The organism is Paraburkholderia sp. 2C, assembly GCF_054589215.1.
In genome coordinates this window covers 339,839-363,842 of sequence record NZ_BAAILL010000032.1, presented here as the reverse complement: position 1 = coordinate 363,842, position 24,004 = coordinate 339,839, and the positions used below count along the sequence as shown (strand labels likewise).

Annotated in this window: 22 protein-coding genes; 10 read left to right on the top strand and 12 right to left on the bottom strand. The window is 62.2% G+C overall.

Annotation, left to right across the window (positions count from 1 at the left end):
• Nucleotides 1-10 precede the first annotated feature (10 nt).
• Genes ACYPXD_RS09810 through ACYPXD_RS09790 form a run of 5 tightly spaced genes read left to right on the top strand, consistent with a single transcriptional unit; the run spans nt 11 to nt 4,302 of the window.
• On the top strand, nt 11-823 hold the full coding sequence (locus ACYPXD_RS09810) for an ATP-binding cassette domain-containing protein (RefSeq protein WP_459710278.1): 813 nt from the start codon (nt 11-13) through the stop codon (nt 821-823).
• The gene (locus tag ACYPXD_RS09805; protein WP_459710276.1) at nt 820-1,818 is read left to right on the top strand and encodes an ABC transporter permease; all 999 of its coding nucleotides are present in this window, start codon (nt 820-822) and stop codon (nt 1,816-1,818) included. Before ACYPXD_RS09810 ends, ACYPXD_RS09805 begins: the two co-directional genes overlap by 4 nt.
• Nucleotides 1,819-1,831: 13 nt before the next feature.
• The gene (locus tag ACYPXD_RS09800; protein ID WP_459710273.1) at nt 1,832-2,491 is read left to right on the top strand and encodes a TenA family protein; all 660 of its coding nucleotides are present in this window, start codon (nt 1,832-1,834) and stop codon (nt 2,489-2,491) included.
• Between the two features lie 27 nt (nt 2,492-2,518).
• The gene (locus ACYPXD_RS09795) at nt 2,519-3,370 is read left to right on the top strand and encodes a BtpA/SgcQ family protein (RefSeq protein ID WP_459710271.1); all 852 of its coding nucleotides are present in this window, start codon (nt 2,519-2,521) and stop codon (nt 3,368-3,370) included.
• Entirely contained in the window at nt 3,367-4,302 is a 936-nt protein-coding gene (locus ACYPXD_RS09790; protein ID WP_459710269.1) for a PfkB family carbohydrate kinase, read from the top strand. Before ACYPXD_RS09795 ends, ACYPXD_RS09790 begins: the two co-directional genes overlap by 4 nt.
• A gap of 142 nt (nt 4,303-4,444) precedes the next feature.
• Here ACYPXD_RS09790 and ACYPXD_RS09785 read toward each other — a convergent pair whose 3' ends face one another.
• The 8 genes from ACYPXD_RS09785 to urtA form a co-directional block, all read right to left on the bottom strand.
• On the bottom strand, nt 4,445-5,476 hold the full coding sequence (locus ACYPXD_RS09785; RefSeq protein WP_459710265.1) for an aliphatic amidase: 1,032 nt from the start codon (nt 5,474-5,476) through the stop codon (nt 4,445-4,447).
• A 90-nt stretch (nt 5,477-5,566) separates the two neighbouring features.
• Nucleotides 5,567-5,917, bottom strand: coding sequence for an FmdB family zinc ribbon protein (locus tag ACYPXD_RS09780; RefSeq protein ID WP_459710263.1), 351 nt, complete (start codon nt 5,915-5,917; stop codon nt 5,567-5,569).
• A gap of 26 nt (nt 5,918-5,943) precedes the next feature.
• A complete protein-coding gene (gene fmdA / locus ACYPXD_RS09775) occupies nt 5,944-7,182 on the bottom strand; it encodes a formamidase (RefSeq protein WP_459710260.1) in 1,239 nt (412 codons plus the stop codon).
• A gap of 107 nt (nt 7,183-7,289) precedes the next feature.
• A complete protein-coding gene (urtE, locus tag ACYPXD_RS09770; RefSeq protein WP_459710258.1) occupies nt 7,290-7,979 on the bottom strand; it encodes an urea ABC transporter ATP-binding subunit UrtE in 690 nt (229 codons plus the stop codon).
• Between the two features lie 12 nt (nt 7,980-7,991).
• Complete coding sequence (gene urtD, locus ACYPXD_RS09765; RefSeq protein WP_459710256.1) at nt 7,992-8,735, bottom strand: urea ABC transporter ATP-binding protein UrtD; 744 nt, start codon at nt 8,733-8,735, stop codon at nt 7,992-7,994.
• Nucleotides 8,725-9,909, bottom strand: a complete 1,185-nt coding sequence (urtC, locus tag ACYPXD_RS09760; protein WP_459710255.1) for an urea ABC transporter permease subunit UrtC — start codon at nt 9,907-9,909, stop codon at nt 8,725-8,727. The genes urtD and urtC overlap by 11 nt, the downstream gene beginning before the upstream one ends.
• A 98-nt stretch (nt 9,910-10,007) precedes the next feature.
• Complete coding sequence (gene urtB, locus ACYPXD_RS09755) at nt 10,008-10,925, bottom strand: urea ABC transporter permease subunit UrtB (RefSeq protein WP_459710252.1); 918 nt, start codon at nt 10,923-10,925, stop codon at nt 10,008-10,010.
• 56 nt (nt 10,926-10,981) lie between these two features.
• Nucleotides 10,982-12,301 (bottom strand): urea ABC transporter substrate-binding protein, encoded by a 1,320-nt coding sequence (gene urtA, locus ACYPXD_RS09750; protein ID WP_459710250.1) that lies wholly within the window; start codon nt 12,299-12,301, stop codon nt 10,982-10,984.
• A 192-nt stretch (nt 12,302-12,493) separates the two neighbouring features.
• On the opposite strand from urtA, the gene ACYPXD_RS09745 reads away from it, so the two are divergent.
• Complete coding sequence (locus ACYPXD_RS09745; RefSeq protein WP_459710248.1) at nt 12,494-15,934, top strand: hybrid sensor histidine kinase/response regulator; 3,441 nt, start codon at nt 12,494-12,496, stop codon at nt 15,932-15,934.
• A gap of 22 nt (nt 15,935-15,956) precedes the next feature.
• Entirely contained in the window at nt 15,957-16,895 is a 939-nt protein-coding gene (locus ACYPXD_RS09740) for a response regulator (RefSeq protein WP_459711421.1), read from the top strand.
• A gap of 66 nt (nt 16,896-16,961) precedes the next feature.
• On the opposite strand, the gene ACYPXD_RS09735 is transcribed toward ACYPXD_RS09740, so the two are convergent.
• The 3 genes from ACYPXD_RS09735 to ACYPXD_RS09725 all read right to left on the bottom strand — a co-directional run bounded on the left by ACYPXD_RS09735 (nt 16,962) and on the right by ACYPXD_RS09725 (nt 20,534).
• Entirely contained in the window at nt 16,962-17,900 is a 939-nt protein-coding gene (locus ACYPXD_RS09735; protein ID WP_459710245.1) for a beta-keto acid cleavage family enzyme, read from the bottom strand.
• Between the two features lie 79 nt (nt 17,901-17,979).
• Nucleotides 17,980-19,035 (bottom strand): ketopantoate reductase family protein, encoded by a 1,056-nt coding sequence (locus ACYPXD_RS09730; RefSeq protein WP_459710243.1) that lies wholly within the window; start codon nt 19,033-19,035, stop codon nt 17,980-17,982.
• A gap of 80 nt (nt 19,036-19,115) precedes the next feature.
• Entirely contained in the window at nt 19,116-20,534 is a 1,419-nt protein-coding gene (locus ACYPXD_RS09725) for a short-chain fatty acid transporter (protein ID WP_459710241.1), read from the bottom strand.
• A gap of 339 nt (nt 20,535-20,873) precedes the next feature.
• Here ACYPXD_RS09725 and ACYPXD_RS09720 point away from each other — a divergent pair, with 339 nt between their 5' ends.
• The 3 genes from ACYPXD_RS09720 (at nt 20,874) to ACYPXD_RS09710 (ending at nt 23,387) form a co-directional block, all read left to right on the top strand.
• Nucleotides 20,874-21,899, top strand: a complete 1,026-nt coding sequence (locus tag ACYPXD_RS09720; protein ID WP_459711419.1) for an AraC family transcriptional regulator — start codon at nt 20,874-20,876, stop codon at nt 21,897-21,899.
• Nucleotides 21,900-22,214: 315 nt separating this feature from the next.
• A complete protein-coding gene (locus tag ACYPXD_RS09715) occupies nt 22,215-22,781 on the top strand; it encodes a GNAT family N-acetyltransferase (protein WP_459710239.1) in 567 nt (188 codons plus the stop codon).
• Between the two features lie 36 nt (nt 22,782-22,817).
• Nucleotides 22,818-23,387 carry a GNAT family N-acetyltransferase gene (locus tag ACYPXD_RS09710; protein ID WP_459710237.1) on the top strand — a complete coding sequence of 190 codons (570 nt, stop codon included), beginning with the start codon at nt 22,818-22,820 and terminating at the stop codon, nt 23,385-23,387.
• Nucleotides 23,388-23,422: 35 nt separating this feature from the next.
• Here ACYPXD_RS09710 and ACYPXD_RS09705 read toward each other — a convergent pair whose 3' ends face one another.
• Nucleotides 23,423-23,878 (bottom strand): GNAT family N-acetyltransferase, encoded by a 456-nt coding sequence (locus tag ACYPXD_RS09705; protein WP_459710234.1) that lies wholly within the window; start codon nt 23,876-23,878, stop codon nt 23,423-23,425.
• Between the last annotated feature and the right edge of the window lie 126 nt (nt 23,879-24,004).

Here is a 24,004-nt window from a genome sequence, read left to right as displayed (position 1 = left end):
CGAAAACGCAATGGCAACCATAGCGACAAACCCGACGATGAACCCGCTCACTCCCTCGCAGCCGCCCGCTGCAGCGCACGCCGCGCCATCCCGTGCGCCGGTGCTCGCATTGAAGGGCATCCGCAAAAGCTTCGGTTCGTTTCCGGCGCTGCGCGGCGTCGATCTCGATCTGTATCCGGGCGAATGCCTGGGTCTGATCGGCGATAACGCCGCCGGCAAATCGACCTTGACCAAGGTAATGGCGGGCACCTACCTGCCCGATGACGGCGCAATTTTCGTCGAGGGCAACGAGGTGCGCTTCACCGGTCCGGCCGATGCACGCGCCCGCCACATCGAAATGGTCTATCAGGACCTGAGCCTGTGCGATACGGTCGACGTGGCCGGTAACCTGTTTCTCGGCCGCGAGATCTGCAAGGGCGGCATGCTGCAGCGCAAGCGCATGGTGGCCGAAGCGCGCACGCTGCTCGATCGGCTCAAGATTCGCATTCCGAATCTGAACAACACGGTGGAGCAGTTGTCGGGCGGGCAGCGTCAGTCGATTGCAATCGCGCGCGCCGCATCGTTTTCGCCGCGCGTGCTGATCATGGACGAGCCCACCTCGGCGCTCGCCGTGGCGGAAGTGGAAGCGGTGCTCGAACTGATCAACCGCGTCAAGGCGCAGGGCGTGGCCGTGGTGCTGATTACGCACCGGCTGCAGGACCTGTTTCGCGTTTGCGACCGCATCGCGGTGATGTACGAAGGGACCAAGATCGCCGAACGCCGGCTTGAAGAAACGACGCTCGAAGACCTGGTTCAGCTGATTGTCGGAAGGAGGCACGGATGAGCACCACGCCTTACACCGAGCGCGAACTCGGATCGCGCTCGCGCGACTACTTCGCCGCGCATGCCCAAGTGCTGTCAATAGCGGCATTTTTCGTCGGCTGCTGTGTGTTCTTTTCGCTGGGCAGCGCGAATTTCTTCACCACGAGCAATGCGCTGAATATCTTGCGGCAGCTTGCGCCGATCCTCGTAGTCGGGATCGCGATGACCTTCGTCATCACGACGGGCGGCATCGACCTGTCGGTCGGCTCGATGGCCGCGCTGACCAACGCGCTGGTGGCGATCCTGATTCAGCATGGCGTGCCGTGGCCCGTCGCGGTGCTGGTCACGCTCGCGCTCGGCGGGGCGCTTGGCTGGCTGCAAGGCTGGATTTCGGCGAGCCAGGCGATCCCGTCTTTTATCGTGACGCTCGCTGCCATGACGACCTTGCGCGGCGTCGCGCTGTATTCGACCAAAGGCTTTTCGGTCGCGATCGATCCCGGCACGGGCTTCGACTTCATCGGCACGGGCACGCTGTTCGATATTCCGGTGCCGGCGCTGATTGCGGTAGTGGTATCGGTGGTGGGCTATGTGTACCTGAATCGCGGGCGTTACGGCCGGCGCGTTATCGCAGTCGGCTCGAATGCGGAAGCGGCGCGGCGGGCCGGCATGCCGACCCTGCGCATCAAGGCTTCGGTGTTTCTGCTGACCGGGCTCGCCTCCGCGGCGGCCGGCCTGATTCTCGCCTCGCGTCTCGGTTCGGGTTCGTCGAATGCGGCCGTTGGTTTCGAGCTCGACGTGATCGCGGCCGTGGTGCTCGGCGGCACATCGCTGATGGGCGGACGCGCGACGATCGTCGGCACGGTTCTCGGCTCGCTGACGATTGCCGTGATCGGCAACGGGCTGATCCTGATGCATATCTCGCCGTTCTTCACGCAGATCATCACGGGCGCGATCATCCTTGGCGCGATCTGGCTGAACACACGCGTGTTCGGCCGCTACAAGTCAGCAAAGAAATAAGGCATTCAACCAGATGACGACACCCCACTCGCAGCAAACCCATTCGGAGCGCCTGCTCGCGTCCGCGACCGAGGTGTGGCAGGCGATGCAGGAACACCGCTTCGTGGTCGATATTGAACGCGACAGGCTGCCGCCCGACGCATTCGCACGGTATCTGTCGTATGAAGGACGCTTCGTCGAAACGGCAATGGCGATCTTCGGCTATGCGTTGGTGAAGGCCGATACGATCGCACACAAGCACTGGTTGATCGGCGTGCTGCATGCGCTGTCGACCGAGCAGGTGCCGTACTTCGAGCGCACGCTGGCCGCGCTCGATCTGCCGCCTTCGTACGACGACGTGCCGTTGCCGGCCGCCGTGCGCGCATTCGATTCGGGCATGCTTGATATCGCGCGAAACGGTAGCTATGAGGAGGTCGTCGTATCGATGCTCGCGGCCGAATGGATGTACGGCACCTGGTGCACGCGTGCCAACCGGACACCGGCCAGTAACCCGTTTGTGCGCGAATGGGTCGCATTGCATGCGGAGCCGACCTTCCTTGGCCAGGTGCAATGGCTCAGGGCGCAGGTGGATGGATGGTCCGCGCAACGCTTCGACTTCGAGCGCAGCAGCGCGATCTTTCGCAAGGTGCTTGCGCTCGAAATCGATTTTCACAGCGCGGCTTATGACGCTTGACGCACTCGACGCTATAGGTAAGAAGCGATGAACACTGAAAGCAAACCGGTCTTCAGGACCAAGCCCAACGCCATCGAAACCCTGTTCGGCAAGCGTAAGGCCGTGCTCGGCATGATCCATTGTTTGCCGCTGCCGGGCGCGCCGCGTTACGAGGGGCAACCGATCGGCGAGATTGTCGATTTTGCCGTGAGCGAAGCGAAGGTCTACGCGCAGTTCAACCTTGACGGCCTCGTCGTCGAAAACCATGGCGACATTCCGTTTTCGAAGCCCGAGGACCTCGGGCCCGAGACTGCCGCGTCGATGGCGGTCGTTGCCGATGCGGTGCGCCGCGCGGTCGGCCTGCCGGTCGGCATCAACGTGCTCGCGAATGGCGCGGTACAGGCGCTCGCGGTGGCAAAGGCGGCTGGCGCGACCTTCGTGCGCGTCAATCAGTGGGCCAATGCGTATGTCGCGAACGAAGGATTTATCGAAGGGCCGGCGGCGCTCGCCACGCGCTATCGCGCCCGGTTGCGCGCGCAGGACATTCAGGTGTTCGCCGACGTGCATGTCAAACATGGCGCACATGCGATCACGGCCGACCGGTCGCTCGCGGAACTTGCGCGCGATGTCGAATTCTTCGATGCCGACGCGGCGATCGTCACCGGTCAGCGCACCGGCGATTCCGCGACGATGGACGAGCTGCGCGCGATTGCGCAAGGCACATCGTTGCCGGTCGTGATCGGCTCGGGCGTCAATCCATCGAATGTCGGCGAGCTGTTTACCGTGGCCGATGCGGTGATCGTCGCGAGCTTCCTGAAACAGGACGGCGTGTGGTGGAACCCGGTCGACCGCGACCGCGTCGCGACGTTTATGAAAGAAGCCGTGAAGGCACGCGCATGAGCGTGGCGAACCGGCTGTTCGTGGTCGGCAACGCGGTGTCCGATCTGACCTTGACGGTCGAGCGCCCGGCCCGCGCGGGCGAATCGATTCTCGCCGACGGCATGCAGCGCGCGCCGGGCGGCAAGGGATTGAATCAGGCGGTGGCCGCGCATCGCGCGGGCGCGGCGGTCGTTTTTCACGCGAGCATCGGCGACGATGGCGAAGGCGCGGATATCGCCGCGCGTCTCGACGAGGAGGGCATGGATGCGCTACGCCTTGTGCGACATGCGCTACCGACCGATCTCTCGGTACTCACGGTCACGCGCAACGGCGAAAACTCGATTATCACGACGGCAGGGTGCACGCGCGCATTGGGCGCGGCGGCGCTCGTCGCGCAGATCGCCGACATCACGGCGGCGGATACCCTGCTGATGCAGGGCAATCTGTCGCTGGAGAACAGCCGGGCCTTGATCGACCATGCGCGCGGGCTTGGTGCCGCGGTTATCGTCAACGCGGCGCCGTGGTGCTGGCCCGATGCATCGGCGCTTGCGTCATGCGAAGGCGTAATCGCCAACGAGGGCGAGATTTGCGCAATCGCCGGCGTCGACGATCCGGCGCTCGGTGCGTCGCGTCTGCTCGCGCAAGGTCCGCAATGGGTGATCGTCACGCTCGGTGCGCGCGGCGTGCTGCTCGCGCGCGGCGACGAGCGGGTTCGCATGCCGGCCGCGTCGGTCGTCGCCGTCGATACGTCGGGCGCAGGCGATGTGTTCTGCGGCGTGCTGGCCGCGCTCTATACATCGCATGTCGAGGCCGCGCCGCTGCTACGCGCGATCGAATGCGCGCAACTGGCCGCGGCAATCACGGTCGGGCGGCCGGGCACGTTTTCCGCGATTCCATCGGCTGAGGAATTGCGGCGCGTGATCGATGCGACGCTTGAGAGCGCCGCGCGATGAATTGCAGAACGCCAAAGGCCTTCGTTTGCGGTCACGGCGCTTGAGTTCAGCGTTCCGGCTCACTGACGTACTGCGCGCCGTTCCTGCGTGAAGGGCCAAGTGCGCCGGTTGGACCCATCGCTCAGAGCCCGCACCGTCACCTTCAATGATCTGAATCGGTGGGGATGCCTTCGATCGGACATTCAGGCGTACCCGGTGTCGTGCGCGTGATCGCCTCGGCAACCTTGCGCGCCGCTTCGGGATCGTTGATCCATTGGTGGTAGAACCCGAATGGACATGTCGCGACCCCGTGCATGCCGTCGCCGGAATTAATGGTTCCCGTATAGCCCCGGTGCAGTAGCTTGTACAGGTGATTCTGCGATTGCATCGTGCGCCGCGCGTCGCGAATCAGGCTCAGCGACAGTTCCGCGTACTGCACGCCCATTTCCTCCTCGCCGCATTCACCGAGCGTGCGCCCGTCGAAACCGACAATGGCCGAATGCCCGAAATACGAGTACACGCCGTCCCAGCCCGTTGCGTTCGCAACGGCAACGTAGGTGTTGTTCATCCACGCCATCGTCTTCGCGACCATCACCTGCTGTTCTTTCGCCGGGTACATATAGCCCTGACAGCGCACGATCAGCTCGGCGCCCTGCATCGCGCAATCGCGCCAGATCTCCGGGTAGTTGCCGTCGTCGCAAATGATCAGGCTGATCTTCAGTCCCTTCGGCCCTTCGGAGACATACGTGCGATCGCCCGGATACCAACCCTCGATCGGCGTCCACGGCATGATCTTGCGATACTTCTGCACAATCTCGCCATGGTTGTCGATCAGCACCAGCGTGTTGTACGGCACTTTGTCCGGATGCGCTTCGTGGCGCTCGCCGGTCAACGAGAAAACGCCCCACACATTGGCCTTGCGGCACGCGGCGCTGAACACTTCAGTCTCCGCGCCGGGAATGACGGACGCTGTCTCGAGCATCTCTTCGCGGTCGTACATGATGCCGTGCGTCGAATACTCCGGAAAAATCACGAGATCCATGCCGGGCAGGCCCTGCTTCATGCCGACCACCATGTCCGCGATCTTGCGCGCGTTATCGAGCACCTCGGCCTTCGTATGCAGCCGCGGCATCTTGTAATTGACGACGGCCACGCCAACGCTGTCCTTGCTGCTTGAAATGTCACCATGTCGCATTGCTGCTCCTCCATGTTCAGTTCTGTTGATCGATGGCCGTGCGCCGTGCGCGGCGAACAGCGGATTTGCAAGGCGCGCCGCGCGCACCCGTCAATGGCTGATCATCCATGGCCGTCGGCCGCTCGCCGGGCTCTTCAGCGCGTCCGGCTGCACGCCGCCGCTTGCGCCGGCGAGGGTGATACGCGAACCGCTGCAGCAACCGCAGCCGGACGGATGACGCGCTGCCACGCCGCTCGCATGGCGCGGCTCGTGTGCGGCCCGCTCGTTGGTTGCATGCGCGTTGCGTTGCGTGCCCGACATCAGCGCGAGCGCCGGCGCGCTGATCATGCGCGACGCACTCGTGCCGCAATCGGGGCAGTGCACAGGAAGATCGCGCGCGGCGACGCTGCGCATCACGGCAAACGGGCCGCACGTCGTGCATTGAAAGTCGTAAACCGGCATGGCTCGTCTCTCCTGTCGAACGATGCTCAGGCACGCGCCAGGTCGTACGAGATCGGCACCTCGACACCGCCTTTCACGTGCCGGATCGGACCGTCGGCATTGGGACGAATGTCGAAATCGAAGATCTGCGTCGGCAGCCACAGCGTCGCGCACGCATTGGGAATATCGACGACGCCGCTGATATGCCCCTGCACCGGCGCCGTGCCGAGCACCGCATACGCCTGCGCGCCCGAATAGCCGAACTTCTTCAGGTACTCGATCGCGTTCAGGCAGGCCTGCCGGTAGGCGACGTGCACGTCGAGGTAGTGCTGTTTGCCGCTCTCGTCGACCGAAATGCCCTCGAAAATCAGGTAGTCGTTGTAGTTCGGCGTGATCGGGCTCGGCTTGAAGACCGGATTGCGGATGCCGTACTTCTCGACGCCGCCCTTGATCAGATTGACGCGCATATGCACCCAGCCGGCCATCTCGATCGCGCCGCAAAAGGTGATCTCGCCGTCGCCCTGGCTAAAGTGCAGGTCGCCCACCGACAGGCCCGCGCCATCCACGTACACCGGGAAATACACCTTCGAGCCGCGCGACAGATCCTTGATGTCGCAATTGCCGCCATGCTCGCGCGGCGGCACCGTGCGCGCGCCCTCTGCGGCCGCCTTGGCTTTCGCGTCGCCGGCGAGCTTGCCCATATGCGCGGTGGACGGGTAGGGCGGATTCGCGAGCGGCGGAACGCGTTCGGGCTCGGTCGCGATCAGCGCCGCTTCGCGCGTGTTCCACGTTTCGAGCAGCTTCGGGTCCGGCAGGCAGCCGATCAGCCCCGGATGGATCAGTCCGGCGAAATTGACGCCCGGCACGTGCCGCGAACTCGTGTATAGACCGTGGAAATCCCAGATCGATTTCTGTGCGTTCGGAAAATGGTCGGTGAGGAAGCCGCCGCCGTTGGTCTTCGAAAAGAAGCCGTTGAAACCCCACTGACTGTCGGGCCGCGCACCCACGTCGAGCAGGTCGACGACGAGCAGGTCGCCCGGCTCCGCGCCGCGCACGCCGACCGGGCCGGACAGAAAGTGCACGATCGACAGATCGATGTCGCGCACGTCGTCGGCGCTGTCGTCGTTCTTGATGAAGCCGCCGGTCCAGTCGTAGGTTTCGAGAATGAAGTCGTCGCCCGGATTCACCCAGCAGGCCATCGGGATGTCCGGGTGCCAGCGGTTGTGGACGTTCTCGTTTTCGTAGGCGGACTGGTTCAGGTCGACCTTGATCAGGGTATCGGGCATCTCACACGCTCCTCGTTTCAATGGCTCAAACATGCGCGGCGGCACGCGCCGCCACAGGCAATTCGTTCACTTCGGGACCGCTCGTTTGCAGCGCCCGTTTGCGATGCTCACACGGACAGGTACTCGCGAATCTTTCCGGTATCGCCGGCGTCGCGCGTGCTCTGATGCACGAAGCGGCCGCCTTCGATCACGAACAGCCGGTCCGCCACGTCCAGCGCGAAACTCAACACCTGCTCGGAAACCAGAATCGCGATGTCGCGCGTTTTGCGGATTTCGTTGAGCGCTTTCGCAATGTCCTTGATCACCGACGGCTGGATGCCCTCGGTCGGCTCGTCGAGCAGCAGCACTTTCGGATTCGTCACGAGCGCGCGCGCGATCGCCAGCTGTTGCTGCTGTCCGCCGGACAGGTTGCCGCCTTTACGCTTGCGCATATCGAATAGCACGGGAAAGAGCGCGTAAATGTCGTCGGGAACCTGTCTGCTGTTCGCGTTCTCGAGACCGGTCTGAATGTTTTCCTCGACGGTCAGCCCGGAAAAAATCTGCCGGCCTTGCGGCACGTAGCCGATGCCCTGCGCGACGCGGCGATAGCTTTCTTCGCCGGTCACGTCCACGCCGCCCACCTTCACCGAGCCCCGGCGCGACGGCAAAATGCCGATCAGCGTCTTGAACAGCGTGGTCTTGCCCATGCCGTTGCGGCCCATCACGGCTACGGTCTCCTTGTTCGCGACATTGAAGCCAATGCCGTGCAGCACTTCGCTTTGCCCGTAGCTCACCACCAGATCGTCGACTTCCAGCATGCGCGCCCCCTTTCAATGGCCGAGATAAACGTCGATCACGCGCGGGTCTGCCTGCACCTGCGCCATCGGCCCTTCCGCGAGAATTTTTCCCTGGTGCATCACGGTCACCTTGTGCGCGATGCGCTCGACGAATGCCATGTCGTGTTCGATCACGATCATCGAACGGTTCTGGCAGATGCGGTCGAGCAGTTCCGCTGTGATCTCGCGTTCGCGCACGCTCATGCCCGCGATCGGTTCGTCGAGCATCAGCAGCTCCGGCGCCTGCATCAGCAGCATGCCGATTTCGAGCCACTGCTTCTGGCCATGCGACAGCAGGCCTGCTTCGAGATCGAGCGCCGCGGCAAGGCCGATTTCCTCGGCAACCGACTGCACGCGGTCCGTGACCTCCGAGTCGCGCCGGTACGCAAGCGCGCCGAACACGCTGCGCCCGCGCGGAAACGACACTTCGAGGTTCTGCGCGACGCTCAGGTTTTCGTAGATCGACGGCGTCTGGAACTTGCGGCCGATGCCTTTGCGCACACGGCGGAATTCCGCAAGGCGCGTGATCTCCTCGTTGCGGAACTTGATGCTGCCGGCCGTTTCACGCGTCTTGCCGCAGATCAGATCGAGCAGCGTCGTCTTGCCGGCGCCGTTTGGGCCGATTACGACGCGCAGTTCGCCGCGCTCGAGGTACAGGTTCAGCGAATCGATCGCCTTGAAGCCGTCGAACGACACGGTCAAATCTTCGATCGCCAGCAGAAAGTCGCTATTGCTCATCGCCCGCGCTCCGTTGGTAAGCCGAACCGCGCAGCGCCCGTTGCAAGCGCGCCCGCACATGCTGCTCGTAAAGCCCCGCGAGGCCGTTCGGAAACGCCATGACGACGCCGATGAACATCGCGGCCATCAGGTACAGCCACAGGTTCGGAAAGCTTTCCGAAAACCAGGTCTTGCCGAGATTGACGAGCACGGCGCCGTACACCGCGCCGACCAGCGACATGCGACCGCCGACCGCCGCATAGATCACCATTTCGATCGACGGCACGATGCCGACGAACGATGGCGACATGAAGCCGACCTGCAGCGTGAACATGGCGCCGCCGATCGCCGCCAGCAGCGCGGCGACGCAGAACGCAAAGACCTTGAACATCGCCACGTCGTAGCCCGAGAAACGTACGCGGTCTTCCTTGTCGCGCATCGCGAGCAGCAGCGTGCCGAACCGGCTGCGCTGGATCCAGCGGCAGCCGATGAGCGCCGCGAGCAGCAGGACGGCATTGATGAAATACAGAACCAGCTTCGCGTGCGTCGAGCCGATGTCCCAGCCGAGCAGCGTGCGCAGGTCGGTGATGCCGTTCACACCGCCGGTCAAACCCTGCTGGCCGATAATCAGCACCGACAGGATCAGCGCCACCGCCTGCGTGATGATCGCGAAGTAGACGCCGCCGACGCGCCGCTTGAACATCGGATAACTGACGATCAGCGCGACCGCAGTCGGCACGACGAGCACGGCGAGCATCGCGAACGGCAGCGAATGAAACGGCTTCCACCAGAACGGCAACGCGGTGATCTGGTTCCAGTCCATGAAGTCGGGAATGCCCGGCGTAGTCTGCGTTTTCGTCGAGATCGGATCGGACGCCTCGAGCTTCAGGAACATCGCCATCGCGTAGCCGCCGAGACCGAAGAACACACCCTGGCCCAGGCTCAGCACGCCGCCGTAGCCCCACGCGATCACGAGACCGATCGCGACGAACGCGTAGGTCAGGTACTTGCCCATCAGATTCAGGCGAAACGCGTCGAGCGCGAGCGGGAAGACGATCAGGATGACAAGCGCGAGCAGTACGATGCCGCCGTAGCCGGATTCCTCGATGCGCACGGCGAACGCGCGCCAGCCAGCCGCGGACGGCGCTTTGCCGCGGGTCGTCGCCGCGCCCGCCGGGGGATTCATGGGTTCCATGTCCGTCTCTCCGAACTGGTTGATCGATCAACGGACGCCGGACGCCGGCGCCGTTCGTATGGCGATTCGCGTGCCGGTGCGCTGACCGGCCACACGCATCACGCGCGCCGCACCTTCGACGCGAAAAGTCCTTGCGGCCGCAACATCAGGATGATCACGACCGTCAGCAGCGTCAGCACGCGCGCGGTGGACCCCGACAGGAAGAATTCGCTGATCGACTGGGTCTGCGCGATGCCGAAGGCGGAGGCGACTGTGCCGAGCAGGCTCGCCGCGCCGCCGAAAGTAACCACCAGAAACGAGTCGACGATGTACAGCGAGCCGCTCGTCGGGCCGGTCGAGCCGATCGCGGTAAATGCGGCGCCCGCGACGCCGGCCACGCCGCAGCCGATCGCAAAGGTCACGCGGTCGGTCAGCTTCGTGTTGATGCCGGCGGCGTTCGCCATCGACCGGTTCGCGACCGTGGCCCGCACCCGCAGCCCCCAGCGCGAGCGGTACAGCGCGAGCAGCAAGCCGCCGGTCATCAGCAGGGCGAGACCCATCACGAACAGGCCGCTCACCGGAATATCGAGGCCCTGCGCCGGTTCCCACGAACCCATCAGCCAGTCGGGCAGCGCCGGGCTCACTTCCTTCGGGCCGAACGTCGAGCGGAACACCTGTTGCATGCCGAGGCTCAGTCCCCACGTCGCGAGCAGCGTATCGAGCGGGCGCCGGTACAGGTGCCGGATCAGCGCCCATTCGGCGAGCCATCCGGCCGCGAACGCAATGGCGAACGCGGCGGCGATCGCGAAGAAGAAGTACACCGGCGCGAACGCATGCCACACGTTCTGCGCGAACAGCGAGAACAGGTACACGGTGTAGGCGCCGATCGTCATGAACTCGCCGTGCGCCATATTGATTACGCCCATCTGGCCGAAGATCACGGCGAGCCCGAGCCCCATCAGCAGCAGCACGCTGAACAGGCTCAAGCCGGCGAAACCCTGCATCAGCGTAATGTTGAGAATGTCGGTTGGTGACATCGAAGTTCTCCAGGTTCGGCGGGCGGGCCCGCTGCTGTGCGGCAATCTGAAACGGCTTACATGTAGCCTTTCGGGAACGGATCCGGCTTGATCGGCGCATCCGATTGCGCAACCACCTTGAACTGACCGTCGGCCTGGCCTTCGCCGATCAGCGAGCGGCTCCACAGGTGATGGTTCGGGTCGACCTTCGCGTAGCCCTGCGGCGCGTTGTTCAACTCGATGTTGGCCGACGACGCGACCACCTTGTCGACATCGAAGCTGCCCGCGCGCTCGCACGCGGCCTTCCAGATCCACGGCCCGAGATAGGCCGCCTGCGTGACGTCGCCGATCACCGCGTGCGGACCGTATTTCGCCTTGAACGCGGACACGAACTTCTTGTTGTTGTCGTTGCTGAGCGATTCGAAATATTTCATCGACGAATAGAAGCCGGCGAAATTCTCGCCGCCGATGCCGAGCACCTCGTCTTCGGTGACCGACAGCGTCAGCAGGAACTGCTTCTGCGGCGTGATGCCGGCGGCCTTCAACTGCTTGTAGAACGCGACGTTCGAGCCGCCGACCACGGTGGCGAAGATGCAATCCGGCCGCGCGAGCTTGATCTTGTTCATCAGCGAATTGAATTCGGTCGTGCCGAGCGGGTAGTACTCTTCGCCGACCACCTTGGCATGCAGGTGCTGTTCGATATGGCGTCGCGCGATCTTGTTGGAGGTGCGCGGCCAGATGTAATCGGAGCCGATCAGGAAGTAAGTTTTCGCCTTCTTCGTCTGCGACGCCCAGTCGAGCGCCCAGAGAATCTGCTGCGTCGCCTCCTGGCCGGTATAGAACACGTTCTTCGACTGCTCGAGCCCTTCGTAGAAGGTCGGGTAGTACAGCAGGCCGTTGTCCTTCTCGAACACCGGCAGCACGGCCTTACGCGAAGCCGACGTCCAGCAGCCGAATACCGCGGCGACGTGGTCGTTTTCGAGCAGCTTCTTCGATTTCTCCGCGAAAGTCGGCCAGTCCGATGCGCCGTCTTCCTGAATGATCTGGATCTTGCGGCCGAGCACGCCGCCCATCGCGTTGATCTGATCGATCGCAAGACGCTCCGCCTGGATCGAACCCGTCTCCGAGATCGCCATCGTGCCGGTCGCCGAGTGCAGCTGGCCGACCGTCACGGTCGTATCGGTGACCGCGAGGCCGGTCGTATTGACCTTCGCGGTGGGCGCCCCTTGCGCGAACGACACGCGCGGCATGCCGAGCGCCATCAGCGGCGCAGCGGCGAGACCGCCGATCAGACGCCGGCGCAACGGCGACGGTGCTTCGCTTGCGGCCGCGGCTGCTGCTGCGGGTTGGGCGGCGGCGTCGTTTGCCGGGTCTTCGAATCGGTCGTCTACGGCCATCTTTGTTCTCCTTGTGTGATCCGCGTCGCGGGTGAATCGCCGGCGACATCCGGCGCCATGTGGCCGCAATGTAGGAAGACAATTTCGACGCCGATATACGTCGATTGACGTATATCGGCCAAAAAAAATGGCCCGTAATTTGCTCCGTGCATCGACCCGCCCCAGTGCGCGCACTAAACTGGATCATCCGCTATGGCTCAGGTGCACCAGACCGCATCGCCTTCGTCCACGACGCAGCGCATCGTCAAGATCCGGCGCGATTACAACGCATGGGTGGGCGACGAAACGCTCGAGGACTACGCGCTGCGCTTCACGCCGCGTTCGTTCCGGCGCTGGTCCGAGTTCCGGGTCGCCAATACCGCGATCGGCGCGGTGTCGTTTCTGGCGCTGGAGGCGATCGGCGGCGCGCTCGTGATCAACTACGGCTTCACGAACGCCGTGTGGGCGATCGCCGCGGTGTCGGTGCTGATCTTTCTGACGAGCTTGCCGATCAGCTATTACGCGGCGCGCTACGGCGTCGATATGGATCTGCTCACGCGCGGCGCGGGCTTCGGCTATATCGGCTCGACGCTGACGTCGCTGCTTTACGCGAGCTTTACGTTTATTTTTTTCGCGCTCGAAGCGGCGATCATGTCGCTCGCGCTGCAGCTGTATTTCCATATTTCGATCGACATCGCGTATGTGATCAGCTCGCTCGCGGTGATACCGGTGGTAATGTTCGGCATCACGCTGATCAACCGTCTGCAGAGCTGGACGCAGCCGCTATGGCTCGTGCTGTTCGTGCTGCCTTACGCGGCGGTGCTGTGGCACAGCCCGGGGCTGGTCGCCGACTGGACCACCTTCTCGGGCCTCGCGCCCGGCGGGCATTCATTCAGCGTGATCGCATTCGGCCAGGCGTGTACCGTGGTGTTCGCCCTGATCGTGCAGATCGGCGAACAGGTCGACTATTTGCGTTTCCTGCCGCCGCTCACCGAACACAACCGGCGGCGCTGGTGGATCGCGCTGCTCTCGGCCGGCCCCGGCTGGATATTGCCTGGCGCGTTGAAGATGCTCGGCGGCGCGTTCCTCGCTTTCGTCGCGATCCAGTACGAGGTCGACGTCGGGCCCGCGGCGCATCCCACGCAGATGTATCTGATTGCCTATCATCAACTGCTCGATCCGCTCGGGTTCGCCGCATGGGCGCTGCCGGCGATGACGCTGTTCGTGATCGTGTCGCAGCTGAAGATCAACGTGACCAATGCGTACGCGGGTTCGCTCGCCTGGTCGAACTTTTTCGCGCGCCTCACGCACAGCCATCCGGGCCGCGTCGTGTGGCTCGTGTTCAACGTGCTGATCGCGCTGTTGCTGGTGGAGATGGGCGTGTTCGAAGCGATCGGCAAGGTGCTGTCGCTTTATGCGAACGTCGCGATCGCATGGATCGGCGCAGTGTTCGCGGACCTCGTCGTGAACAAGCCGCTCGGCTACAGTCCACGCCACATCGAGTTCAAGCGCGCGCATCTCTATGACGTGAATCCGGTCGGGGTCGGCGCGATGCTGATCGCCGCGGTCGCCGCGGCGTTCGCGCACCTGGGGATGCTCGGCGTGCTGGCGCAAGCGATGTCGTCCTATATCGCGTTCGGCGTCGCGTTCGTCAGTGCCCCGCTGATTGCGATCGCGACGCGCGGCCGCTTCTACCTGGCGCGCACCGCGGAGCCGCCCGAGGGCGATGCAATGCGGCGCTGCGTGATCTGCGAGAACGAATTCGAATACGACGACACCGCGCATTGCCCCGCGTACGGCGGCACGATCTGCTCGCTATGCTGCTCGCTGGACTCGCGCTGCAACGACCGTTGCAAGCCGCATGCGCGCTTCGGTTCGCAGTTGAACGCGGCCGTCCTGCGATTTTTCCCGGGCGCGGCGCCTGGACCGACCACGTTGCGTCTTGCCCGCTATCTGAGCCTTGTGGCGGCGATGCTCGCGCTGCTCGGTGTCGTGCTCTATGTGGTGTGGGCGCAGAGCGCGCGCACGCTCGCGCCGCTCGATCTGACCGCGTGGCACACGCTCGCGCACAGCTATGTGACGATTTTCTTCGCGCTGTCGCTGATCGGCTGCATCGGCGCGTGGTGGCTCGTGCTCGAACGCGAGAACCGGCGCGTCACGCAGGAGGAATCGCAGCGTCAGGCCGAACTGCTGATGCTCGAAATCGACGCGCACCAGAAAACCGACGCGGCGCTCAAGCGGGCCACCGAGGCCGCGAAGTCCGCGAATCAGGCGAAAAGCCGCTACGTGACGGGCTTGAGCCACGAACTGCGCACACCGCTCAATAGCATCCTCGGCTACGCGCAGTTGCTGCTGCAGGCGAAAGACGACATTCCAGCCGGACGTCATCACGCGATACAGACCATCCAGCGCAGCGGAGAGCATCTGCTTGCGCTCGTCGACGGCCTGCTCGACGTCGCGCGCATCGAGGCGGGCAAGCTGCAGTTGAATGTGACGAAAGTGCTGCTGCCGGACTTCATCGCGCATCTGACGGCGATGATGCGCCCGCAAGCCGCCGAAAAAGCCTTGACGTTCGACGTGCAGACGGTCGGTCGCCTGCCGGGCGTCGTGCGCTCCGACGAAAAATGCATGCGCCAGATTCTGATCAACCTGATCGGCAACGCGATTCGCTTTACGCCGGACGGCACCGTCACCTTACGCGTGAGCCACGCCTGGGACACGGTGACACTCGAAGTCATCGATACCGGCCCGGGCATCGCGCCCGCCGATCTCGAACGGCTCTTCATGCCGTTCGAACGCGGCTATGCGGCTCGCGAGCACGACCATGGTGCGGGTCTCGGGCTTACGATTTGCCGGCTGCTGACGCAGGCGCTCGGCGGCAGCCTCGAGGTCGACAGCGAACCCGGCCGCGGCACGCGCTTCGTCGTCAAGCTGTTCGCGCCAGAGGTGCATGCGGTGGAGGATCAACGGGCTGCCGCGAGCGGCGTGCGCGGCTATCGTGGTGCGCGCCGCACCGTGCTGGTGGTCGACGATCTGCCGGAGCAGAGCGCGATCGTCGCGCAGCTGCTCGCGCCGCTTGGCTTCGCGGTGGTCGAAGCCGGCAGCGGACCCGATGCATTGCGCTGGCTCGGCATGCACACGGCGGACGCGATCATCATGGATATCTCGATGCCCGATATGGACGGCTACGAAACCAGCCGGCTGATTCGCGACAGTCAGTTGAGCAAGGCGCCGATCATGCTGCTGTCCGCGAATGCGTTTGCCGACGACCGCGAGCGTGCCACGGCGATCGGTTGCGACGACTATCTGGTCAAGCCGCTGCAGGTATCGCTGCTGCTCGAGAAACTGGCGGGACTGCTGCAGATCGAATGGATCGTCGCGGGCGAAACCGTCGATGCAACGCCTGCCGGACCACCGGCGCAACGGGTTGCGTCGCCCGCGCGGCACGACTTGCCTCGTGCGCTGCGCGACAGCCTCGAGGCGCTGCTCGAGATGGGTTACATCCAGGGGATCGTCGAGCAGATCGACGCGGCCGCTGCGGACCGGCCCGAATGGCGGCACGAACTGGCGACGCTGCGCACGCTGGCGCAGCGCTTCGAGCTGGCCGAATTCGGCCGCCGGCTCGCTCTACTTGCTCCCGACTCCCATGGCTGAAGACGACGTTGATCTCGCCGGGATGGCCGCGCCGGACTTTGCCGGCAACTGTGGCGTCGTGCTGATCGTCGACGACACGCCGGACAATCTGGCGCTGCTCTCCAATACGCTGCAGGCGGCCGGTTACGCGGTGCTGGTGGCGCTGAGCGGCGAAGCGGCGCTGAAGTGCCTCGCACGCGTGACACCGGACGTCGTGCTGATGGATGCGATGATGCCCGGCATGGACGGCTTCGAGACTTGCAGACAGCTCAAACTCGACAGCCGTCACGCGCATTTGCCGGTTATCTTCATGACGGCGCTGACTGAAACGGAACATGTGGTGCAAGGCTTCCGCGTTGGCGGCATCGATTACGTGACGAAACCCGTGAAGCCGAGCGAGGTCTGCGCGCGGATCGCCGCTCATGTGCAGCGCGCGAGAACGCAGCGCTATGCGGATGCGGTGCTGGGTCTCGACACGCGCGCGGCGCTGATCGCGGCCGCCGACGGCACGATTCGCTGGCAGAACCCGCTGGCGTCCGCACGGCTCGCGCGCTATGCGGCGGCGGGCGGCGAACAGGACCCGGCGCCGCAGCGTTTGCCCGCGGCGCTATTGCAGTGGTTCACCGCATGGATCGAGCGCGGGTGCGACCCGCGGGCCGTGTGCGAATCCAACACGGAAGGCGTGCGCCGCACGGCGCGCGTCCTGGGCAGTCCAGTGCGCAACGAGTGGATACTGGTTCTCGAGGAATTCGACGACACGGCGCACACAGGCGCGCTGGCTGCGCTATTCGGCTTGACGACGCGCGAAGCCGAGGTGCTGCTGTGGCTGTCGCGCGGCAAGACGAATCGCGATATCGGCGAGATTCTCAATATGGCGGTGCGCACGGTGAACAAGCATCTCGAACATCTGTTCGGCAAGCTGCATGTGGAGACGCGCTCCGCGGCGGCCGCGCTGGCGGTGAAAGCGGTGAACCGGCACTAGCCGGTATCGCGGTGTGGACAACGATCGTCGGTCCGCGTTGCGCTGCCAAATCTCGTGAATCAGGGCTCAGAATCGAACGTTTTCGCTACCTTTAAGGGCCAGGATCTCGCGCGCCTCGGCGGGTGTCGCAATCTCGTAGCCGAGATCTTCGAGTATCCGGCGAACCTTGATGACCTGCTCCGCGTTGGAACGGGCGAGCTTGCCGCGCGCAATATGCAACGAATCTTCGAGCCCGACACGGACGTGACCGCCCATCATGGCCGCCGTCGTTGCGAAGTTCATCTGGGCGCCGCCCGCGCCGAGGACTGACCACCGATAGTCCTTGCCGAACAGGCGGTCGGCGGTCCGCTTCATGAAAACAAGATTGTCGAGATCAGCGCCGATGCCGCCCAGAATCCCAAAGATGAACTGGATGAACACCGGTGGTTTGAACATGCCGATGTCCATGCAGAATCTCAGGTTGTACAAGTGGCCGACGTCGTAGCACTCATGCTCGAACTTCACGCCATGTGCTTCTCCCAACTCCTTTGCCGTGAACCCGATATCACGGAACGTGTTACGGAAGATGTACGAGTCCGAGTTGCGCAAATAGGCTTCTTCCCAATCAAACTTCCACTCTTTGTAGCGATCTGCCAGCGGATGCATTGAGAAATTCATGCTTCCCATGTTCAACGAGGACATTTCGGGCGACACGCGGCGTGCCGGCGCGATTCGCTCTTCCATCGTGTTCGTGAGGCTGCCTCCCGTCGACAGATTAATCACGGCATCGGTCGACGCCTTGATTTCGGGGAGAAATTGCATGAAGTGATCGGGATCGATCGATACCGCGCCGTTCGTCGGATTCCGGGCATGCAGATGGAGAATCGCCGCACCGGCCTCGGCCGCTTCTACGGCTTGCCGAGCAATGTCTTCTGGACGATAAGGCAACGCGTCCGACATGGTCGGCGTATGGATGGCGCCGGTGATAGCGCAAGTAATGATGACTTTTTTGTCCTGGCGAGCCATTGTCCGTCCTTTTCTGCTGATTCCATGTGAAGTCTTGCACGCCCGGCATCGACCGGGCCTCGTTCGCGGCCGCGCGTCATCAGGCCGTCTGATACGGCAGCCCGGCCGCGTGCGCCGCAAGCAGGGCGTCAAATCGGTTCAGATCGGCAAACTGATTGACCCCGCGTCTGTTCTGCGCCTCGAGCACCAGTTCGACAATCTGGTCGTTGAACGGTGTCGCTATTCCACGCTCCCGTCCTTTTTCACACACGAGTCCGTTGATATAGCGAATCTCCGTGTCGCGTCCTTTCTCCAGGTCTTGCAACATGCTGGCCTTCAGCGCCGCGTGTGCTCCCCAGATCTTGTTGTACAACGGCATTTTTGAGGGGATATCAGCCGCGGTGTCGAACTCGAATGTTTCGAGGTCTTCGCCTTGCATCGTGACAAGACGCACGCCGTGCGCATGCGCGACCTTGATGCACTCGTCCGCAACGAACGCGAGACAAGTCATCGCCCTGGCGTCGTTGAGCACGTCGCCGAACGTACAGCCCAATGCCGCAGACATGCCGCTGAACGTGGCATTCATCAGGAGCTTGCTAAAGCGTATGCCCATAAGATCGGTGCGAATGTCCGTGTGACCCACGCACTCGAGATAGGATTGCACTTGCGTAAGGCGCGGCCGGACCACCCCGTCGATTTCGCCGACCTCAAACGCAAAGTTTTTCAGCGCGTCGTAACTGGACGTGAGTGACGACACGCCCGGTTTGATCCAGGTCGCCCCAAATCCGACCGCGCCGCCCACAGTACGCTGCGCACCGACGATGCCGGCCACAGCGTGCTCGGGTATGCCGTTTTGCAAGGTGCAGACAATACTGTTCGCGTGAAGGTGCGCAAGCAGCCTGGTCAGAGTCTCCTGGTTGCTGGTCTGTTTGATCAACAGAAACACGAGATCGTACTGACCCGCCATCTCGTCGGGCGTAAGCGCGGTGACGGGAACATTCAACTCGATGGACCCTGTGATCGTCGCGCCGTTCCGGCGGAGCGCCTCGACGTGCTCCCGGTTGGTGTCGATCAGATCGATCTGCTTCCCGGCGTGCGCGATCAATGCGCCGATGATGGTGCCAAGTGACCCTGCGCCTACCACTGCTGCTCTCATACGTTCTCCATCACTACCTGAGTCGGGGGAATAACCTCGTCATTTCCCGGTGTGTGCTGCATCGTCGTGTCGGACGTCTTCTAAAGGCCGTGTGGAAATACCAGGAACGCGACACTGCCCACCACGAGCGCATACAGAAACATGGCGAACGTATAGGGAAGGATGTCCTGGAACCGGACTTTGAACGCCGCCATGAACGGCAACGCCCAGAAAGGTTGAATCAGATTCGCCAGCTGGCCGCCGGTGCTGTACGCGTTGACGACGTGCGCGACGGGAATGCCGAGCTTCTGGCCGGCCGCGATGATGTAGGGCGCTTCGACTGCAAACTTGGAACCGCCCGAAGGGACGAAGAAATCCATGATCGTCGTGTAGATGAGCACGATCCATGAATAGGTTCGTTGAGTCGAAATGGACAGGAACCAGTGCGTAATGATGTCAGAGAGACCTGAGTGGACTATCAGCCCGAAGATGCCCGCGTAGAGCGGAAACTGGATGATGACGCCGTATGTCGTGCCGACACCATGCTTGACGGACTCCGTGAAGCTGCGCGGCGAACCATGAAGCACCATGCCCAGACCGAACAGCATGAAGTTGATTACGTTCAGGTCCAGTTTCGCCGCGCCCATGGTCGCAATAAACCGTACGGACCAGATCAGGATACCTACGCCGAGGATGGTCAACAAAACACGCGAACGCTCCCACCGCTCGGCGGGGCGCAGGTTTTCCGTCGAGCTTGTGACGGTCGGAGCGCTGGTGAACTCCTCGTACACCGCATCGCTGATCTCAACGGCGCGCTCCTTTTGAGGCATCAGTAGTGCGAATATGACCGGCAGCGTGACCAGTTGAAACAGGACAAGAGTTAGCAGAAACGGGGACAACGCCGTCTGCGTGAGTGGAATAAGCCCACCCATCGCCTTTTCCAGAAAATTTCCGGACGTCGCCGCGAGCAGGGGCGCGGACTGGGATGGCCCGTTCGCCATTAACAGCATCATCGTGTACGCCGCAGCCGCCAGAACCGGATAATGGATACCCAGTCCGCGTTTACGCACGGCGATTTCCTTCCCCATGACGATCGCTACCATGATTCCCGCGGCCCAGTGTAGCCAGCTTACGACGCCGACAATCAGGCAGAACAGGATCAAGGTTGAGCGCGCGGTCGAGGTAATGCCTATCACGCGGACGATAGCCGCCTTAACCAGCTTCGAGTCCGCCACGACGAAACCGGTAATCATCATCACGGTCAACTGCATCGCGAACGTAAGCAGAACCCAAAAGCCTTTCGCGTAGTCGTCGAGGAGTTCGAACGGGCCGTGCCGCGTCAACCCAAGCGCCATCACGTAGACGATGAGCGTGAGGGCGACGACAAAGACCATAGAGTCGGGAATCCAGTTGAGACTCCACTCCGTGAACCAGTCCGATAGGTTTCGCCTACCTTGTTTTGCCGATTGAGTGACGCCGCGCCCTGAGCGCTCGGCGTCGTTCTGCACCATCTGCACCATGTCATTTCCCCTTAACGGAATCAAATCGCCTGCTCGAGCGCGAGCACGGTCTGGCATGAGCCATACCGCCGGTCAAAACCCTCGGGTGCCGCTGTGAAAGTCAGGGACTGACAGGATGCGGTGATGGCCGATCACCGCACGGGGGCAAGATGCACCGCAGGGAAGCGGCGTTAAAACCGAAGAAGTGATATCCACGTTGTCTCCATCGTTTGTTTATGTGCAAGCGCGGGAACGCGTGCTTTTCCATGGCTTGTGATTGTGATGGTAGTGAGATATCCTGCCCACCGAAAGGTCATTAAGGGACTCGTGGGGGTCAAAAAGGGACAATCGGAGACGATGGTGCGATCAGAACTTCCATTGCCGAACGAGCAAATCTACGCCCCGTACAAGATCGGCGCCGTAGTGGAGGTGCTTGCGGAGCAAGGCGTCCCGCCCGAAATGAGTTTGAAGGCAAGCGGTGTCGCCATCGACAAGCTGTACGACGCGTTCGAACTCACGTCGGTACGTCAATACCTGACCGTGTGCGAGAACGCCGTCAGGCTCGCCACCGATCCGGCCACTGCTTTTGAGGTAGGGCGCCGTTTGCACCTGTCCGCCTATGGGATATACGGATACGCGTTGCTGTCGTGTTTGTCGCTGCGCGAGTACTTTCGGTTAGCCGTGAAGTACCGCCGCCTGGCCACGCCGCCCGTCAATATCGAATGGACTGAGCAGGATGAGACCGTGACGTGGACCCTGGCCGAGGCGATCGTCCCTGATCCATCGCCGAGGTTATGGGAATTCCTGATCGAACAACAGGTCAGCCTCAACGTTGCCCACCTCCAGGAAATTGCGGGTCGCGAATGCCCTCCGTTGCGTGCGACTTTCTCGTACCCGGCGCCGGCTCACGCCGACATATACGCGAGGTATCTTGGTTGTCCTTGTGAGTTCGACGCACCTCAATGCGAGCTCATCTACGACCGTGCAATACTCGATCAGAAACCGCAGAAGGCCCACCGGCTGACAACCGCGTTATTGCAAGAGACCTGCGACCGGCTTGTCGGGCAAGAAAAGACTTCGAGCGGACTATCGGGGGAAATCTATAAGGTTTTCCTGACTCATCCCGGTGATTTTCCTTCCATGGATGCAATGGCTGCGAGATTCAACATGGTGAAGCGAACGCTTCGACGCCGCCTGGAAGCGGAAGGGACTTCTTTTCAGTCGATTCTGGATGATGTCCGATCTTCCCTCGCGCAAGAGTACCTGCAGACCACCAGGATGAACGTGAACGACATCGCCACCCTGCTTGGCTTCAGCGATGCTGCAAATTTTCGGCGAGCGCTCAAACGTTGGACGGGTAAGGGGCCGAAAGAACTGCGCAGTTAGTTGGTGGGTGGGCATATGGCCATGAAGAGCCGGTCGACGTTGGTGGCTGGATGATTGACAAAGATCGCTCACGTGCTTGAGTACTGGCCGGAACCATACGAGGCGCCATTCGACAGGGCGCAGTTTGTGGAGAGAATTGAGTGAACCGTCCTGTTCGTTGGTCAACCTGCTTCACAATTTCGAATTGTTGTGTCAGTATAAATTTTATGGAACTCCGTAACGTCTTGAACCAACTCTGTCATCACGGCCGCAAACCATTGCGCCGTGGTTCGTTACGTCCATAGCAGGGAATCGACCTCACCGGTCCATCTCCATGTGCAAACGACCAAGGCGCCGACGGCGCCTTTTTTATTTTCCAGCAACGAGCAGAAGATGACCGAGCCGATAAGCTATCGACGCGCAACTATCGATGACATCCTGACCGTCTGCGAACTGGGGCAGATCCTGAACACGATCCACCACCAGGCACGCCCTGATATCTACGCATGCGCGACCGCGGAGTTTGCTCGCGACGAGCCGCATTGGCTCTCTAGCCTCCAGGGAGAAGATCGGGCCATGTTTCTGGCCGAACATGGCGCGGCGGCGGTCGGCTTTATTACCGTTCAACTGATGCAGCCGATAAGTCCACTATTGCAACCGTTGATCTTTGGTCGCATTGGCTCGGTCGCTGTTTCGGAGCGGATGCGCGGACGCGGGGTCGCGACCGAGCTGATGAACCGCGCGGAGGAGTGGGCTCGGAAAAACGGTGCCAGCGACATGAGACTGACGGTTTGGGCATTCAATCAACAGGCGATCGATCTGTACCAGGAGCTGGGTTACGAGCTTCGCGCGTTTGAGATGGGAAAGCAGTTGCCGGTTGCCGGAGATAAGCTCTTCGCGTGAGGAATGCCTTGAACGCTTTTCGGGAGATGGACAGCCATGGCATATCATCGGAAAACGCCGCGATTTCCTACGCTTGCAACTTCGCGATTGATGTTGCGGGAGACTTCACCCGACGACGCGGCATCGCTTTTTGCCATCCACGGTGACGCAGAAGACATGCGCTGGTTCGGTACCGATCCGATGACTGAACCGGCAGAGGCCGATAAGCTCATTCAGGTATTTGCCGACTGGTGGCGTCATGGGTCCGGTGTCCGCTGGGCCGTCGTGAGGTCTTCTGACAGCGCGTTCCTCGGTACTTGCGGTCTCTTCCGATGGAATCGCAACTGGCGAAGCTGTGTTGTCGGCTACGAGTTGGCTCCGTTTGCTCGCGGCAATGGGTATATGCAGGAAGCGCTTCGTGCAGCGATCGAATACGGTTTTGAAACGATGCAGATAAACCGGGTTGAAGCCCAGATTCACCCTCAAAATGCACCCTCCATCCGCTTATTGGAGAAGCTGGGTTTTCTCCGGGAAGGTCATCAACGTCAGGCAGGGTACTGGCGTGGCGCCTATCACGACCTCTCACAGTTCGCCTTGTTACGCGCCGATTTCCTACGTCGTCGCTAGGAGACTTCTGGATCGGCGTTCGCACTTTGTTGCGCTTACCCCTTTTCCCTGAGTGGTCCTGGTTCGCGCACGTAGTAGATATCCCATTCCGCTTCATCGATTTGCACGAAGCCATGTCGCTGATAGAAACGGTTGGAATGACTGTCACGCAAAGCGCCCACCCGGATGGGCATGTGTCGCGCATCGGCATCTGCAAAAATCTGCTTCAGCGCAATTGCGCCAATTCCTTTTCTCTGATGCTCGGGCAGAATGTAGAAGTGATCGAGGAGCCAGTGACCTTCTTGAGGGCGAATCAGAACAAAGCCGGCACGAATGCCATCGGCATTGATAAAACGGCATAACGCTGGGTCAAAGGACACCAGAAAACGTTCGCGCGCGCGCTGCTGATTAAAACGCCCGATATGTTCAAGGCTTTCGCGCATCGCGGCGATGCGAATGGCCACTAGCGCGTCGGCATCGAGCTGAGTCGTAGGGGAAAAAGTAATGTCCATTGAGGTGCCGTCAGGAGCGCCGACACGGCCTGCAGCACAACGGTTGCTGCTGCCGGCACCGCACAGGCGAAGGAATCAGCGGAAGCCACTGCTCATTGAGTCTATCGTCACGACGCCAATGGTTCC